Below are 15241 nucleotides of genomic sequence, written 5' to 3' on the forward strand. Positions count from 1 at the left end.
ACCCTTTAGTTATTTAAGAGTCAATATTTATTCGTATGATATCGTCATTTTTTCAGCTGCGTTCTTTGCTTTTTCTCTTGATGTATCAACTGAATCTGATGTATGAAGCACGACAGCCATTCTTCTTCCAACCTTCGTTTCTGGCTTACCGAAGATACGAACTTGTGTATCAGGCTCCGCTAGTGCTTCTTCAACTCCAACTACTTGATATGACTTACTCTCTTCCCAAGCTTTAAGCGTATGACTTGCCCCTGGTGATAGTAAACGAATTTCAGGAATAGGAAAACCTAATATCGCTCGTACATGTAGTGCAAATTCAGATAATTGTTGTGTAGCGAGTGTAACCATCCCCGTATCGTGCGGACGAGGTGAAACTTCACTGAAATAAACTCCATTTGGTGTTAAAAATAATTCTACACCGAAAAGACCATATCCACCTAAAGCATCTGTAATTTTTTTAGCAACTTCCTGTGACTCTATGATTTGCTCGCTCGTCATTTGATGTGGTTGCCATGATTCTATGTAGTCACCATCTTTTTGAACATGCCCAATCGGTGCGCAATAAGAAGTTCCTGATACAGAGCGCACTGTCAACAAAGTGATTTCAGAGTCAAAATGGATAAACTCTTCAACGATTACTCTGGCTTGATTTCCTCTGCCACCCTCTATTGCTTCATTCCATGATTTTTCTATATCATCAATCGATCGACATACACTTTGTCCTTTACCTGAAGAACTCATAATCGGTTTAATCACACAAGGAGTTCCAATTACTTCAACAGCTTCCTTTAGCTCGGTTAGTGTATTGGCAAATGCATATTTAGCTGTAGGAAGTCCAAGTTCTTCACTTGCTAACCGACGAATTCCTTCTCGGTCCATTGTTAGTTGAGTGGCTTTTGCAGTAGGCACAACATTGAAACCCTCTGCTTCTAATTCTACTAATGTACTTGTAGCAATCGCTTCTATTTCAGGTACGATATAGTCAGGTCTTTCCGTCTCGATAATTTGACGAAGCTCTTTGCCATCTAACATATCAACCACATAAGAACGATGTGCTACGTGCATTGCTGGTGCATGTTCATACCGATCCACAGCTACCGTCTCTGCCCCTAATCTTTGTGCTTCAATAATAACTTCTTTTCCTAACTCTCCTGACCCTAGTAACATGATCTTTTTTGCATTTTCTCCAAGTGGTGCACCGTACATTATGTAATTCCCCCTTTTAATCTATACACGAACATACTAACGTACAAGAAACGATAATTCAACTATTTTATTTCATATATACGAACTTTATACTGTTTTTATATATAAATGTTCGACTTAATGGTATTTTAAATAACTCTTAACCATTTCTTTAATTCTTTTTGAAAAGCTCTTCTATCATATATTATTGCTCTGAAAACAGACCAAATGAAATTATTCATGAAAACTTCTAAATCATGCACTAAAAAATCAAAAAATTTAATGATAACCTTCCATTTCCTATGAAAAAAAAGGTAAAATAAAGAAGTAGTATCATACATATGAAAGGTGAGTGAAAGTACATGTATAACTTAAAAGAAAGTGAACGTATTTTTGTTTTTACAGGTCCAGACGGTTCAGGGAGAAAAACAGTTGCAAAGCTAGTAGGAGCAACCTTCCATATGAACGGTGTCGTTTCCCATACTACTAGAACAAAAAGAAGATATGAGACTGAAGGTGTCGATTATCACTATTTAAACGAGGCAGACTTTCTTGAAGCTCACCGTAACGGAGAATTTTTAGAGAAGGTTGAAATTAACGGGTATTTATATGGAATTAAAGAACAGGAAATCGAAGAGAAATTTAAGAAAAAAGGCTGTATTTGGGTCGTACTTAATACTGAAGGTGCCGACATTTTAAAAGAAATGTATGGTGATAAAGTCATCCGCATTTTTGTACATGCTGATGAAGAAACAGTAAAAAGACGTCAATACGGTCGCGGGGACTCAGACGAAGTAATCCAAAGTCACTTAGACCACTATAAAGCAGATATGGCGTATAAAGAAAAGTGTGAATACGCTGTTGAAAACTATGAACTTTCTCATACAACATTTGAAATCGCTAACATAGTGGAGAAATATTTAGAGTTAAATTAATTTATAAGTAAAAAAGTTCCTACTTTGACCATTGTGCTGGAACTAAAAAGAGCTTGTACCGCCGTGGTATAAGCTCTTCTTCTTTTCCTTTTTAGCTTTGTTAATTTTGGACTCCGCTGTATAAAATGTCAATTTTACGCGCCTTCCAGTGTTCTTCAACAGCGTTTTCTTATTAAGTACCCAATCATGAATCACTACAGCTAGTCAAAATAACTATGGGCGCCTTCTATTTTTTCTATAAATAATTGGGAAGCTTTTGAATATCCTGGATTTTTTGATTGTACGAGAGAAAACTGCCTAACAAACTTTTGATTGTTGATATTAAGCTTTTTGATCGTTCCTGCCTGTAGTTCTTTTCTAACCGTCCATTTAGAAATCATCGCGATCCCTAATCCTTCAGAAACAGCTTCTTTTATCCCTTGACTACTACTAAAAATAAAGGAATGTTTTACATCTAAATTTAATTCAAGCATAAACCGATCACTATAAGCACGGGTACCCGAACCACTTTCTCTCCAAATCCACACTTCCTCCTGCAACATTTCTGGTTTAACGACTTTAAGTTGAGCTAATGTATGATTTCTCGGGGCAATCACAATCATTTCATCTTCCATGAATGGTTGTACCTCAATATCTATATGAGACACTTCCCCTTCTACTAGCCCTATATCAAGATCATTTCCTCTAATCCTCTCGATCACTTCTTCGGTATTAGCTACGGTAACTTCTACTGTAACCCCACGGTTTTCACTAGCATATTCAGCTAAGATTTTCGGAAGAATATACTCACCGATTGTAAAGCTAGCACCTATTTTGAGCGTTCCTTGAACGATATTTTTTCGATCATCCATTTCCTGTTTAGCTTCATCATACAAAGAAAGCATTTGTTTAGCTTTCACATAAAGAATTTTACCTTCTTCAGTTACTTTGACCTGTTTTGGTGAACGGTGTAGTAACGTAGCGCCAAATTCATTTTCTAAATTACGAATGTGTAGACTAACATTCGGTTGCGATACATTTAATAACTTTGCTGCTCTTGAAAAATTTTTTTGTTCCACAACAGTGACATATATGCGTAAATTATCAATTGACATCTTTCAATCTCTCATAATACCGGGTAAGCTCTATAATCATCGCACCCATTCTTTCGAGTTCGGGAACTACATAGTTGTAAATTCCTTCCTCCTTAAACGCTTCAGCCGTTACTTTTCCTACAGCTACTGGTACCACTTTTTCTTTAAAGAATGGCAGCAGCTGATCGTAAGTCCCTTGTTCTTTTGCATAATTAAAAAGAGACCGTACTTGAATTGCTGTTGTAAAACATACCGCATCTACTTTTTCTGCAATAATTTCTTCGCACAGTGTGTCAACTGTTGCTGGTTCAGGGGCAATATGGCGGTACGGTAAAATATGTTTAACAATAGCACCTTTTTCTTCTAAAAACTTCGTTAAACGTGGAGCTGTTTCCCCGTGCAGTTGGATCGTAACACGTTGCCCTTTGAAGTCATATCCATTCAAAGCTCTAGATAATCCCTCTGTGGTTCCATCATCATCTTTAGCAACTGGCTGTACATCAATTTTTTTTAAGGCTGCCATTGTCTTATAGCCTCTAGCTGCAACTTTTACATGACCAACCATATGTAAAAACTTTTCTTCTAATCCATTATTTTTAGCGACATTAAGTAATGTTTCAGTCCCAATTCCAGTTGTAAAAATCAGCCAATCTGTACCATCTTCAATCAATTGTTTTAATTCTGGCTCTACTTGTTCTTCTGCTAAAAAAACCGTTCCTTGTAAGGGACGAACAATACCTGTTCCTCCCTGTTTTTCAATTAATGTTACCATCTCTTCTGTTTTTCGAGAAGCCGCCAGAGCTATTGTTTTTCCTTCTAATGCATTTCCCATGTTATTACTCCTTTCACTACTTTTACTATGAATCTAGTTTACCCTAAAATAGTTAAAAGAATCGAGATTGTCACAACACTGACTAAAGTTGTTACTAAAGCAATACTAGATACCAGTTTAGGTGTTGTATTAAATTGTAGGGCATACATCGTTGTAGTAACAGCTGTCGGCATTGCCGTTAATACGATTAATACTTTTGCTAATAACGGATCCACAGGAAACAACATAACAAATACAAAGGCTATAAGTGGTGATACAAACATTCTTACTGTCGTCCCATAAATTAGCCTTTCTTTATTAATCACTTTATCGACTTTTAGCTCTGCTAACTGCATACCTAGTATGAGCATAACAACTGGAATAGTCGCTTGACCAACAAGATCAACGGCTGCATATAAATTAGCTGAAAGTGGTATGCTAAACAAGTTAAATATAATGGCTATAATCATCGCATATGTTAAAGGCATTGCACTTATCGTTTTCAACGCAGCTCTAAACCCTAATTGACCACTCGCAGCATAGTATACCCCAAAAAAGTTCATAATAACGGACTGGAGAACCATAAACGATACTGCATAGGCAAACCCTGTTTCCCCGTAGGCAAACAAAATGATGGGTGCCCCGTAGTTACCCGCATTCATAAAAGCAGTGGATAAAATTAAGCCACTTTCCACATCACGAGGATATTTCCTAAAGTACGCATAAACTTTATTAATAATAATGAGGACAAATAAAAGAATAAGAGAAAAGACCGTAATAAACACATACTGTTGATCTAACTGAACATCATAGAACGTTCGAAATACTAAAGCAGGAGTTAAAATATAAACAGCCAACGTCGATATTGATTTCAAATCCATTCTTTTCCAACGCTGGACCACAAACCCTGCAAGAAAAATTAAAATTGCAGGCAAAACGACATTAACAAAAATTGTCAATTACTATCACTAGACATACTACCGCACTCCTAAATATATAATATTTACTTGTTTAGACAATAATACACTAATATTAAGGAAATCGAAATATCCAATCATAATTACATATTTTATCATTTATAAGAATATCTGCTGTGTTAAAGCTTATTGTTGATAGATGTTTGGACTCATATTGATAATATATTGTTTCTCCTTCATAGTGATATTGACCCAAAAATCAATTATTTCAAATATTAACAAACACCAGCACTAAACATAACAATCATTCACATATCTACATTGCAAATGTAAATACTAAATTAAACGAAATAACTGGGAGGATAATTATGTCTGCAATAACGCAACCTCAATATAAAACATTTTGTATGAGTGAGTATGACGTTCTTAAGAAAGTTATATTATGTGAGCCAGAACATATGACGATCCGTCAAGTAATTAATGATACGCAAAAGCATTTTCAAAATGAAGGAATCCATGTAGAGCGTTCTCTTCAACAGCATAAACTATTTGTTGAAACATTGTTAAATCACGGAATAGATGTTGTCCTTCTATCACCACTTGAAAAATATCCAGAACAAGTTTTTACACGGGATATTGGATTTACTCTTGGGCAAACAATTTTTGTTGCAGAAATGGCTCATGATGTAAGAAAGGGTGAAGAAGAGATTTTAAAAACGTGGCTCAAAGACTCAAAGATTTCTTATTATAATCTGGTTGGTGATGAAATCGAGGGTGGCGATGTAATCATTGACCAATCAACAGTCTTTGTTGGCTTAAGTAATCGAACAAATGAAGCTGCTATTAATCATCTTCGTAGTTTGCTTCCACAGTTTGAGGTTGTGACTGTTCCTTTTACAGAAAAGTATCTTCATCTCGACTGTGTATTTAATGTAATCTCACCAAATGAAGCGTTGATCTTTCCAGAAGCACTAGAACAAAAAGAAATTGACATTCTCGGGGAACGCTATGATTTAATTGAAGTTTCTGAAGAAGAACAGTTTACTTTAGGGACAAATGTGTTATCTATTGGCAATAAAAAGATCATTAGCCTACCTATAAACAAACAAGTTAACAAACAATTACGTGACAGAGGCTTTGAAGTGATTGAAGTTGATATTACCGAAATCATTAAATCTGGAGGTTCTTTTCGCTGTTGTACTCTTCCAGTCTTACGAGAACAACCTGCAAATTAATTTCATTATACAACCCCACTTCACAAATGTGGGGTTGTATTTGTTTAGCCCTATTGATATATAGTTCTTTACTTTTTACCTGTAAAGATATACATATTTTGCTAAGCCTTTACTTGATTGCTATACTTTGGTTATAAAAAAAATTGGGGTGAAATGTTGTGAAGAAGTATGCATTCCTATCAGATGTTCACGGCAATGCCGTTGCACTTGAAGCTGTATTAGAAGATATCAAAACACAAAATGTTGATGAAATTTTTGTATTAGGTGACCTTTGTTACCGTGGTCCTGAACCCAAAAGAGCTTTACAGCTTATACAGGAACTAGATGCAAAGGTTATTAAAGGTAATGCAGATGAATGGCTTGTTCGTGGTGTACAGCAAGGAGAAGTACCTGATCCAATGCTTGAAATGATGAATATTGAGAGAGATTGGTGTAAGTCAAAACTAGATAATCAAGCTCTTACATACTTAGAACAACTACCTACTGATATAGAAATTACCTTAACGAACGGAACAAGCATTTACGCATTTCATGCAACACCCTCTAGTTTATTTGATATTGTATTACCCGATACTGATCCTACAATATTAAATGAAAAAATGATGTCAACTAGTGATGCTAATCTTTATATCTATGCACATATTCACTTACCTTATGTCCGTTACGTTAATGGAAAGTGTATAGTCAATATTGGAAGCGTAGGTTTACCATTTGACGGTCAACCACTTTCTTCATACGCTATCGTAGAGGAGAAAAATGAACAGTTTGTCGTTTCCATACAACGTATCCCTTATGATACCGAAAAAGTTATTCAGCAATATGAGAATGCTCAATATCCAAACTTAGAGGTTATGAAAAAAGTCGTACAATACGGGACAAGTCCATTTGTTAAATAAAAAATAAAACTCCTTATAACCCAACCCTAATATCCTTGAGGCTAACATGTAATATGTTAGTCTTTTTTTAGACCCTCTATTATTTCTCCTGTATAAAAATGAATTTTCAGAATTTTAGAGGATATCTACTGAACCATCAAGAATATGTATTATACTATAAAGCTCTGTTAGCATAAGGGTTGATTTTCAGCAATACTTATATCAACAATATCCTTTAACAAAGCTAAAATAATAAGTTATATGAAAGGAAGTCTTAGTAGTGATTAAACCGTTAGAAGAAACAATCTTAGGTGCATTAGGAATTGAAGTAACTGAAGTTTCAGAGGATAAAGTTGTGGCGACTATGCCTGTGCATGCAGCAACTCATCAACCGTTTGGATTACTTCATGGCGGCGCTTCTGTTGTATTAGCCGAAACTGTAGCTAGTATGGGAACTTGGAATCTTGTAGATCAAGAAAATGAAGTAGCCGTAGGACTTGAGATCAATGCCAATCACCTTCGTTCCAAAACAGACGGTATTGTAACAGCAATTGGAACTCCGTTACACAAGGGACGAACGACGATGGTTTGGGACATTAAAGTTGTCGATGAACAGGAAAAATTAGTATGTATTTCTCGCTGCACAGTTGCGGTTAAGAAAAAGCCAAAAGCTGAATAAATATAGCTTTTGGCTTTTTTCATGCTGGCATAAGGAATTAAAAATCAAAGTTATCAGGATCTGGACCAACACGTTCATCTTTATTTAAGGCATTAATTTTTTCCATATCTTCCCTTGTAAGTTCAAAATCAAAGATATTGCTGTTTGCTGCAATTCGATCAGGGTTAACCGACTTAGGAATCGTCACAACACCACATTGTAGATCCCAACGTAAAATGACTTGTGCTGGTGATTTCCCATACTTTTGCCCAATTTCTACTAATGTAGGGTTGTCTAGTAATTTTCCTTGTGCTAAAGGCGACCAGGCTTCAAGTTGAATTTGGTTTTCTTTACAAAACCCTCGTAATTCCTGTTGCGCAAGCTGCGGGTGGAACTCCACTTGGTTAACCATTGGAACTACTTGAGCTGTTTCTAGTAGATCCTCTAAATGGTGTACATGAAAGTTGCTTACTCCTATAGCACGTACCTTTTTATCCGCGTATAATTTTTCAAGCGCACGCCATGTGTCCTTATATTTTCCAGCTACTGGCCAATGTACTAAATATAAATCTAAATACTCTAAGCCTAGTTTCTCCATACTTTCATCAAAGGCTTTTAATGTCGTTTCATATCCTTGATTTGCATTCCATACTTTTGTAGTAATAAATAATTCTTCACGAGGAACTCCACACTCTTTTATTCCTTTTCCAACGCCTTCTTCATTTTTATAAATCGCAGCAGTATCGATGCTGCGGTAACCTGCCTTAACTGCTGTTATTACCGATTCAGTAACTTGGGAACCATCTTCTACCTTCCAAACACCTAAACCTAACCAAGGCATTTTTACCCCATTATGTAAAGTCGTTGTGTCTTGAATATGTTTTGCCATATAGTTTCCTCCTCTTAAAAATATTTGCTGTTTAACTTCACCAAGAAACAAAATACTTGAAATAATTGTGTACCAATATATACATTATGAAGGATTTATTCAAATTTTACTAATTTGACTGCTATTTAATTCGTAGTAGAACCCTCTTTCCTTTAATAACGTATCGTGATTGCCCTTTTCTATCAACTCCCCTTCTTGTAAAACAACAATTTGATCGGCTTTCTGAATCGTATTTAATCGATGTGCAATAACAAAGCTCGTTCGACCTTTCATTAGCCGTTGTAACGCTTCTTGAATTTTAACTTCTGTTATCGTGTCAATATTACTAGTTGCCTCATCTAGAATTAGTATCTTCGGATCTGCCAAAATAGCTCGTGCTATTGACAGTAATTGCCTTTGACCCTGGCTAATTCCACTACCGTCTTGCTTTAAAACGGTCTCATATTGATCTGGAAGCTTCATAATGAAAGAGTGTGCATTGGCAAGGATAGCTGCTTCTTCAACATCCCCATCACTTGCACCTAACTTACCATAACGAATATTTTCACGGATCGTTCCTTCGAATAAAAATGAATCTTGAAATACAAATCCCATATGTTGGCGGATACTTTCCCTTTTTATGTTTTTTAAATCGTAACCGTCAATTAAAATTTGACCATCATCTGTATTATAAAATCGAGACAGGAGATTAATAATCGTAGTTTTCCCTGCTCCTGTTGGCCCTACTAAAGCTATCGTTTCTCCTGGAGAAACCGAAAAGCTTACATTTTTTAATATGCTCTCTTGACTTTCATAAGAGAATGATACTTGCTTAAATGCAACTTCTCCCTTCACTTCTTTTAAAGAAATAGCATTTGTTTCATCCGCACTTTCTTCTTTTTCATCAATGACTTCAAAGACACGTTCTGCTCCAGCAATCGCAGAAAGAATGGTATTAAATTGGTTCGCTAAATCATTTAAAGGACGTGTAAATTGTCTGGCATACTCGGTAAAGATAACGATTATACCAATTGTCACCATCCCATTTAGAACAAAAATACCTCCTACCAGTGCAACTACAGCGAAGCTTAAATTGTTAAGTACGTTCATTAACTTTGGGATAAACCCTGAAATCGTTTGTGCCCAAAACCCCGCTTCACGAAGACGTTTGTTTTTACGCTGGAATTCCGATAAAACTCTTTGTTCTTGAGAAAATGTTTTAATGATCGACTGTCCAGAGAGCGTTTCCTCAATAAATCCATTCACTTCACCGAGATTACGCTGTTGCTCTTTAAACAGTTTCCCTGTCCGCTTTGTTATCCATTTCATACCTAATACCATTAAAGGAACGATAGTAAGCGTTACTAAAGTTAACAGAGGACTTAGCCACAACATAACTAATAAAATTCCAATTAGTGTAAGAACACTTGAAATTAGTTGAATTACCGAACTATTCAAGGTCGAACTGACGTTTTCTATGTCATTGGTTACCCGACTCATCAGTTCACCATGCTGTCTTTTTTGAAAAAAGTCAATCGGCAATTGATGAAGCCGTTTAAATAAGTCTGTCCTCATTGAGAATACTGTTCTTTGAGCTATCTTAATCATGACAAAGTTTTGCCCTAACACCGAACTAGATTGGATGACATATATAACAATTAAGCCTAAAATAACATTAACTAAACCATCAAAATTACGAGCCATAATATATTCATCAATGGCCATACCAACGATAAATGGTCCAAGTAAGGCAAAGACGGAGCTAATAATAACTAGAAATATTACTAGGAATAAAGAGCTTTTATATTTCGCTAAATAACCCCATATTCGTTTCAACGTTCCCGCCCAATTTTTTGCTTTCTTTTTCTTGTCTGCACCAGGCTCATTATCGCTCGACTGGATGGCAATTTTTTTATGTTGAAAAGGCTTACTAATTTCCTTTAGCAACGTACATCGCCTCCTCTCCAAACTGCGATACATAAATTTTTTGGTATAACGAATTAGTTGCTATTAAATGTTCATGTGTTCCTTCTGCAATGAGTTCCCCATCGTCTAAGATTAAAATCTTATTCGCACTTGCAGCAGTACTAATTTTTTGAGTAATGATAAGCGTTGTACATTGCATTTCTCGTAAACTTTCTAGAATTTTTGTTTCTGTTTTTAAGTCTAATGCACTCGTACTATCATCTAGTAATAACATCCTAGGTTTACGAACTAGTGCTCTTGCAATCGCCAGTCTTTGTTTTTGTCCTCCTGATAAATTGACACCTTTCTGACCGAGAACCGTGTCATACCCATTTGAAAATTTTGAAATAGTCTCATGAATCTGTGCTTTTTTAGCTGCTTCTATGATGTCTTCAATTGTTGCATCTTCTTTCCCCCAAGTAATATTGTCTTTTATCGTTCCTGAAAACAAAAGAGTTTCTTGTGGAACATATCCTATTTGTTTTCGAAGGTGTTCTAATTTGATTGACCTAATATCTTTATGACCAACCTTTATTTCACCTTCTGTAACATCATATAGCCTTGGGATCAGATGAAACATCGACGATTTTCCTGAACCAGTTGAGCCAAGAATAGCAACTGTACTGCCACTTTCAGCTTTAAAAGATATACCCTTTAGTATATCTGTTTCAGTGGTAGGGTAACTGAATGACACATTTCTAAACTCAATGGTTCCCTCAATTTCTTTCGTCAGTTCATCTGAATGTTGTGCATCTACTAAATCAACCTCTGTATTTAAAACTTCAACGATCCGCTCCGATGATGCTCTAGCACGAGAAAAAAAGATAATGATCATTGAAAAAACAGAGAATGCGCCACTAATACGTGTTGCATAATTTATGACAGCTACAACTTCACCAACATTTGCACCGCCTGTATTTACTTGAAAACTGCCAAACCAAAGGACACCGAGGATACTAAAATTCATTAACAACAATATAATCGGCATCGTTATTTCCATAAATCGCAAAGCCGAAACGGTCGAACCCATTAATTCTTGATTCGAATTTGTGAACCGACTAATTTCTGTATCTTTTCTTAGTAAAGCTCTTATCAATTTAATCCCTAATAAATTTTCACGCATTACACGGTTTACGCCGTCTAGCTTTTGTTGAACTATATTAAATAATGGACGACCTTTTTTAAATATCCATGTCAAAAATAAAAGACTTAAAGGCACTGCTATCGCTAACACGAGTGCCAATTTGACGTTTACAAACAACGCCATAATTAATCCCCCGATGACTAATAAAGGAGCGCGCAGCATAATTCGTAAACCAGTAAATAGCGTTAGTTGAAGGACATTAACATCATTCGTCATACGCGTAATTAATGAGGAAGTTGGAAATCGACTTAAATTCGTAAAAGAAAAGGACTGAACCTTTTCGAATAATCCATTTCGAATATCATGACCAAACCCTTGACTACTATGTGCTGCATAGAATGAATTTATAATACCTGCTGCAAATGCGATTAGCGATAACCCAATCATTATACTTCCCCAATAAACAACAACGGTAAGGTCTTCCTGTAAAATTCCCTCATTAATTATTTTAGCCATAAACAATGGCTGTAGTAGTTCAACTGCCAGTTCAACTAAAGTTAATACAACCGCAATTACCATAAATAATCGATATCGTTTTAAGTATGAAAATAACACAGACATATTTATCCCCCAAACTACTTTCAGAAAAAACAATTGATGTTATAGGTATTTTTAACTTATGTATGTATTAATAGTACACGAAACCTCGGAATAAGAGTATTTTTTTGAACTCAAATACAGAATAAGAGACCGACCCTTAAAGTCAATCTCTTCATAAACATATTCTATTTTTTTGTTAATTTTCTACTATTTCTCCTGTCTACAATGGAAAAGAGGAAAAATAAACTACCAACTAACAAGAACAAGACAGATAAATCAATAGCTGGAATATATCTTGTTTTCTTTTTGGTAATTTCATATACACCCACTGGGCGAACAAACATCGTTCCGCCACCACCTTCACCTTCACCAAGGTTAGAGCCTTCCTTCGTCTCTTCAGCAGTGCCTCCTCCTCCTCCAAAGATATAAGTCATTTTAGAAACAGGCACTACTTTTTTATCGCCTAACTCAATGGGTTCGCCGTATACTTTCTTCGTTTCAACTGCTTCACCCATCTTAGTAAACATTCCTCGAGCAGGATTTTGATAGCGGAATGTTTTTTCCTTATTTGTTTCAGCCATAAGACTTTCCTCCTAATATCGTATTAGAAGATAAATTCGGCTTGTATCTTAATTTTTCCTTTTTTATACATATGTTTTTACCATTTTTTATAAGGTAAGTATTTTCCATCAAATGTAATGACAACCCTTTCTGATTCTGGGTCTTCAGGGTCTGGTTGTTTATCTACTTTAATCTTTAAATCGATTGCACTCATAATCCCATCACCAAACATCTCATTTATGAGTGCCTTGAAGGTTGTACCATACACCTGGGTTATTTCATAGAAACGGTAAATTAATGGATCTATAGGTAGTGTTCGGTTTAGAGATCCTCTCATCGGTGGTTCTTGTAAGATCGTTGTTATATCAGATGAAACTTGCAGGAGAGTAGTTAATTTTAGCGCATCCTCTGCTTTCATCGATTCTTGACCTAAAATTACCGCTGCAATCCATTCTTTACTTCCTCCAATCTGTTGAGCGATTTGTTCAAATGTTAATTGAAGGTTCTTTTTTGCTGTTAATAAGATTTGAGTAACTACTTCACGGTTATCGTTAAAAGACGAAATAGGATGGGCCTGATCAGCTCTATACCGTGTATAAAATTCATTATAAGGACCATTTTCAAACATAATTATCTTCCCCCATTTGAAGTCAATAAGTGCTGTTATATCTTATGGATTAATGGATGATAAGTGCCTATTTACTGCTTTTCATTACTATCTTGTATGTGAAATAACTCATTCTAAAGTTGTATTCCTTGTTCAACCCTTTTCTTGATGGAACTGTTAGCTTCTTTTAGTAATCTATAACCATAAGGAATAATTAGAGGAGGTATGTAATAATGAAAAATGCAGAAATATTTGAAACCCATGTGAATTCAACAAGCTTAGAAAGATCCATCGCTTTTTATAAAAGTCTAGGTTTAGAATTAGCATATATTATCGAAGAACGAAGGGTGGCTTTTTTTTGGATAGGAGACCAATCAGTGAATAGACAGATGCTAGGGGTTTGGGAAAAGTCTGAAGAAATGTTCAGCAGATCACATTTCGCTTTTCATGTTTCATATGAAGATTTGATCAAGGTACCTGACTTTCTAAATAACAAAGGTATTTCACTAACCCCATCTTTTGGACTTGATACGAGTGAACCTGTTGTGCATACATGGATGCCTGCAGCTTGTTATTACTTCTTAGACCCAGACGGGAATTCATTAGAATATATAACGACATTAAACGATAAACCACATGATGTTGGAGTTGTGCACCTCAGCACATGGAACGAACTCTGTAAAAAGAACGTACTATAATTTCTCCTTCTCGAGTATAAAATGAACGAGGCTTAGCCCTACTTAATCCTAAACCTCGTTCAATCTCTTCCCCCACTATATATATCTCTTATTCTGGCTGCCACAAATAATCAAAAATGATAGATTGAAATAAATTTGTATCGATGTTACAAGTCTCAGCATCGATGCCATATTGCCATGCCCAATTCAACCAATCGTTCGGTGCGGCTGGATTATAATCTTCGGGTGCATTTTCTTCTGTTGTAATACCGATTTGTGGTTGATTTGCCCAGACGATCATATTTTCAGCTATTTCTGGATTTTCGTTTATTGCCCCTTCATATGCAACATAAACATCACTTTCCTCATCAAATAGGCCATATATAGCAGCATAATAAATTGATGGCTGTAGCGTGTCATACCACCCTTGTATAAAAGCTGAGTCTATCGGATATTCAGGTTCAACATTTGCAAAGATTGCTACCTGTTCGGGTACTCCGATCTCTTCAGCGTAAGCAATAGCTTGCTCCGCTTCTGCTACACCTTTCTCGTATGTTGTTCCATCTGTGAAGTGATTATAGATAACTAGAATTGATACGCCTTGCTCATGAAGGAAATCTACTTCGTCTGTCGTTAACCCATAAGAAACTCCTTCTTTATCTTCGAGATATCTTCCCCAAATCTCTGGATCGCCAAAGTTTGATGTGACACAAGCAAATAATTCTTCAGTCGTCAAACTAGCTGAATCAACACCCCAAACGATCTCACCTGATTCTTCTTCATTCCCATTAATCGTTCCGTTTTCACCGTTCGTTTCTCCGTTCTCTCCATTTGTCTCTTCTCCGTTGCCCTCTCCATTATCTCCATTGCTGGTTTCCCCGTTTTCTTCTCCATTGCTTTCCCCGTTACTTCCATTTCCATTTTCTCGTTCTTCATCTTCTGCACCATTTTTTTCTCGATCTTCAAATTGGCCGTTTTCGCAAATAAGAGCTCGTTCGTAACCGTCATTTATCACAAAAAAGAAAAAGGAAGCAAAAGCCAAAATAAAAACGGTTGCTAGAACTAGATACTGACGCACTATTTCGCCTCCCTACATTTGCAACGTCCATATATACTATTGCGTTTGTAGGAATGACGTGTAGGCGTGTACCTTGACATCAGCATTTTTTGAATTTTAAACATTTTTATTT

Annotated in this window: 15 protein-coding genes; 5 read left to right on the forward strand and 10 right to left on the reverse strand. The window is 36.0% G+C overall.

Annotated features, from left to right (window positions below; all coding sequences use genetic code 11):
* Window positions 1-27 precede the first annotated feature (27 nt).
* Complete coding sequence (gene purT, locus GKP30_RS02010) at window positions 28-1206, reverse strand: formate-dependent phosphoribosylglycinamide formyltransferase (RefSeq protein WP_216827711.1); 1179 nt, start codon at window positions 1204-1206, stop codon at window positions 28-30.
* Between the two features lie 341 nt (window positions 1207-1547).
* On the opposite strand from purT, the gene GKP30_RS02015 reads away from it, so the two are divergent.
* Window positions 1548-2120, forward strand: coding sequence for a guanylate kinase (locus GKP30_RS02015; RefSeq protein ID WP_216827712.1), 573 nt, complete (start codon window positions 1548-1550; stop codon window positions 2118-2120).
* A 200-nt stretch (window positions 2121-2320) separates the two neighbouring features.
* On the opposite strand, the gene GKP30_RS02020 is transcribed toward GKP30_RS02015, so the two are convergent.
* The 3 genes from GKP30_RS02020 to GKP30_RS02030 are packed head-to-tail and all read right to left on the reverse strand — an operon-like array spanning window position 2321 to window position 4963.
* Window positions 2321-3214 (reverse strand): LysR family transcriptional regulator, encoded by an 894-nt coding sequence (locus tag GKP30_RS02020; protein WP_216827713.1) that lies wholly within the window; start codon window positions 3212-3214, stop codon window positions 2321-2323.
* Window positions 3204-4025 carry a uroporphyrinogen-III synthase gene (locus GKP30_RS02025; protein ID WP_216827714.1) on the reverse strand — a complete coding sequence of 274 codons (822 nt, stop codon included), beginning with the start codon at window positions 4023-4025 and terminating at the stop codon, window positions 3204-3206. The genes GKP30_RS02020 and GKP30_RS02025 overlap by 11 nt, the downstream gene beginning before the upstream one ends.
* 38 nt (window positions 4026-4063) lie before the next feature.
* The gene (locus tag GKP30_RS02030; RefSeq protein WP_216827715.1) at window positions 4064-4963 is read right to left on the reverse strand and encodes an AEC family transporter; all 900 of its coding nucleotides are present in this window, start codon (window positions 4961-4963) and stop codon (window positions 4064-4066) included.
* 326 nt (window positions 4964-5289) lie between these two features.
* On the opposite strand from GKP30_RS02030, the gene GKP30_RS02035 reads away from it, so the two are divergent.
* The 3 genes from GKP30_RS02035 to GKP30_RS02045 all read left to right on the forward strand — a co-directional run bounded on the left by GKP30_RS02035 (window position 5290) and on the right by GKP30_RS02045 (window position 7710).
* The gene (locus tag GKP30_RS02035) at window positions 5290-6156 is read left to right on the forward strand and encodes a dimethylarginine dimethylaminohydrolase family protein (RefSeq protein WP_216827716.1); all 867 of its coding nucleotides are present in this window, start codon (window positions 5290-5292) and stop codon (window positions 6154-6156) included.
* Between the two features lie 158 nt (window positions 6157-6314).
* Window positions 6315-7052: a metallophosphoesterase family protein gene (locus tag GKP30_RS02040; RefSeq protein WP_216827717.1), complete on the forward strand. Its 738-nt coding sequence runs from the start codon at window positions 6315-6317 to the stop codon at window positions 7050-7052.
* A 259-nt stretch (window positions 7053-7311) separates the two neighbouring features.
* A complete protein-coding gene (locus GKP30_RS02045) occupies window positions 7312-7710 on the forward strand; it encodes a hotdog fold thioesterase (RefSeq protein WP_328703105.1) in 399 nt (132 codons plus the stop codon).
* Window positions 7711-7747: 37 nt separating this feature from the next.
* Here GKP30_RS02045 and GKP30_RS02050 read toward each other — a convergent pair whose 3' ends face one another.
* The 5 genes from GKP30_RS02050 to cynS all read right to left on the reverse strand — a co-directional run bounded on the left by GKP30_RS02050 (window position 7748) and on the right by cynS (window position 13395).
* Window positions 7748-8578: an aldo/keto reductase gene (locus GKP30_RS02050; protein ID WP_216827718.1), complete on the reverse strand. Its 831-nt coding sequence runs from the start codon at window positions 8576-8578 to the stop codon at window positions 7748-7750.
* Between the two features lie 99 nt (window positions 8579-8677).
* Window positions 8678-10504 carry an ABC transporter ATP-binding protein gene (locus tag GKP30_RS02055; protein ID WP_216827719.1) on the reverse strand — a complete coding sequence of 609 codons (1827 nt, stop codon included), beginning with the start codon at window positions 10502-10504 and terminating at the stop codon, window positions 8678-8680.
* A complete protein-coding gene (locus GKP30_RS02060; RefSeq protein WP_216827720.1) occupies window positions 10488-12227 on the reverse strand; it encodes an ABC transporter ATP-binding protein in 1740 nt (579 codons plus the stop codon). The genes GKP30_RS02055 and GKP30_RS02060 overlap by 17 nt, the downstream gene beginning before the upstream one ends.
* 164 nt (window positions 12228-12391) lie before the next feature.
* The gene (locus GKP30_RS02065; protein WP_216827721.1) at window positions 12392-12787 is read right to left on the reverse strand and encodes a spore germination protein GerW family protein; all 396 of its coding nucleotides are present in this window, start codon (window positions 12785-12787) and stop codon (window positions 12392-12394) included.
* 77 nt (window positions 12788-12864) lie between these two features.
* The gene (gene cynS, locus GKP30_RS02070; RefSeq protein ID WP_216827722.1) at window positions 12865-13395 is read right to left on the reverse strand and encodes a cyanase; all 531 of its coding nucleotides are present in this window, start codon (window positions 13393-13395) and stop codon (window positions 12865-12867) included.
* A 212-nt stretch (window positions 13396-13607) separates the two neighbouring features.
* On the opposite strand from cynS, the gene GKP30_RS02075 reads away from it, so the two are divergent.
* Window positions 13608-14072 carry a VOC family protein gene (locus GKP30_RS02075; protein WP_216827723.1) on the forward strand — a complete coding sequence of 155 codons (465 nt, stop codon included), beginning with the start codon at window positions 13608-13610 and terminating at the stop codon, window positions 14070-14072.
* 88 nt (window positions 14073-14160) lie between these two features.
* On the opposite strand, the gene GKP30_RS02080 is transcribed toward GKP30_RS02075, so the two are convergent.
* Window positions 14161-15129, reverse strand: coding sequence for a glycoside hydrolase domain-containing protein (locus GKP30_RS02080; protein ID WP_328703106.1), 969 nt, complete (start codon window positions 15127-15129; stop codon window positions 14161-14163).
* Between the last annotated feature and the right edge of the window lie 112 nt (window positions 15130-15241).

It is taken from the genome of Alkalihalobacterium elongatum (assembly GCF_019024285.1).
GTDB classification, from domain to species: domain Bacteria; phylum Bacillota; class Bacilli; order Bacillales; family Bacillaceae_F; genus Alkalihalobacterium; species Alkalihalobacterium elongatum.

Excerpts from the sequence above, each read along its gene's own strand:
- GKP30_RS02060 (WP_216827720.1), bottom strand. The coding sequence starts at position 12,227 with ATGTCTGTGTTATTTTCATACTTAAAACGATATCGATTATTTATGGTA.
- purT (WP_216827711.1), bottom strand. The coding sequence starts at position 1,206 with ATGTACGGTGCACCACTTGGAGAAAATGCAAAAAAGATCATGTTACTA.
- GKP30_RS02020 (WP_216827713.1), bottom strand. The coding sequence starts at position 3,214 with ATGTCAATTGATAATTTACGCATATATGTCACTGTTGTGGAACAAAAA.
- GKP30_RS02050 (WP_216827718.1), bottom strand. The coding sequence starts at position 8,578 with ATGGCAAAACATATTCAAGACACAACGACTTTACATAATGGGGTAAAA.
- GKP30_RS02035 (WP_216827716.1), top strand. The coding sequence starts at position 5,290 with ATGTCTGCAATAACGCAACCTCAATATAAAACATTTTGTATGAGTGAG.
- GKP30_RS02075 (WP_216827723.1), top strand. The coding sequence starts at position 13,608 with ATGAAAAATGCAGAAATATTTGAAACCCATGTGAATTCAACAAGCTTA.
- GKP30_RS02015 (WP_216827712.1), top strand. The coding sequence starts at position 1,548 with ATGTATAACTTAAAAGAAAGTGAACGTATTTTTGTTTTTACAGGTCCA.
- cynS (WP_216827722.1), bottom strand. The coding sequence starts at position 13,395 with ATGTTTGAAAATGGTCCTTATAATGAATTTTATACACGGTATAGAGCT.
- GKP30_RS02025 (WP_216827714.1), bottom strand. The coding sequence starts at position 4,025 with ATGGGAAATGCATTAGAAGGAAAAACAATAGCTCTGGCGGCTTCTCGA.
- GKP30_RS02065 (WP_216827721.1), bottom strand. The coding sequence starts at position 12,787 with ATGGCTGAAACAAATAAGGAAAAAACATTCCGCTATCAAAATCCTGCT.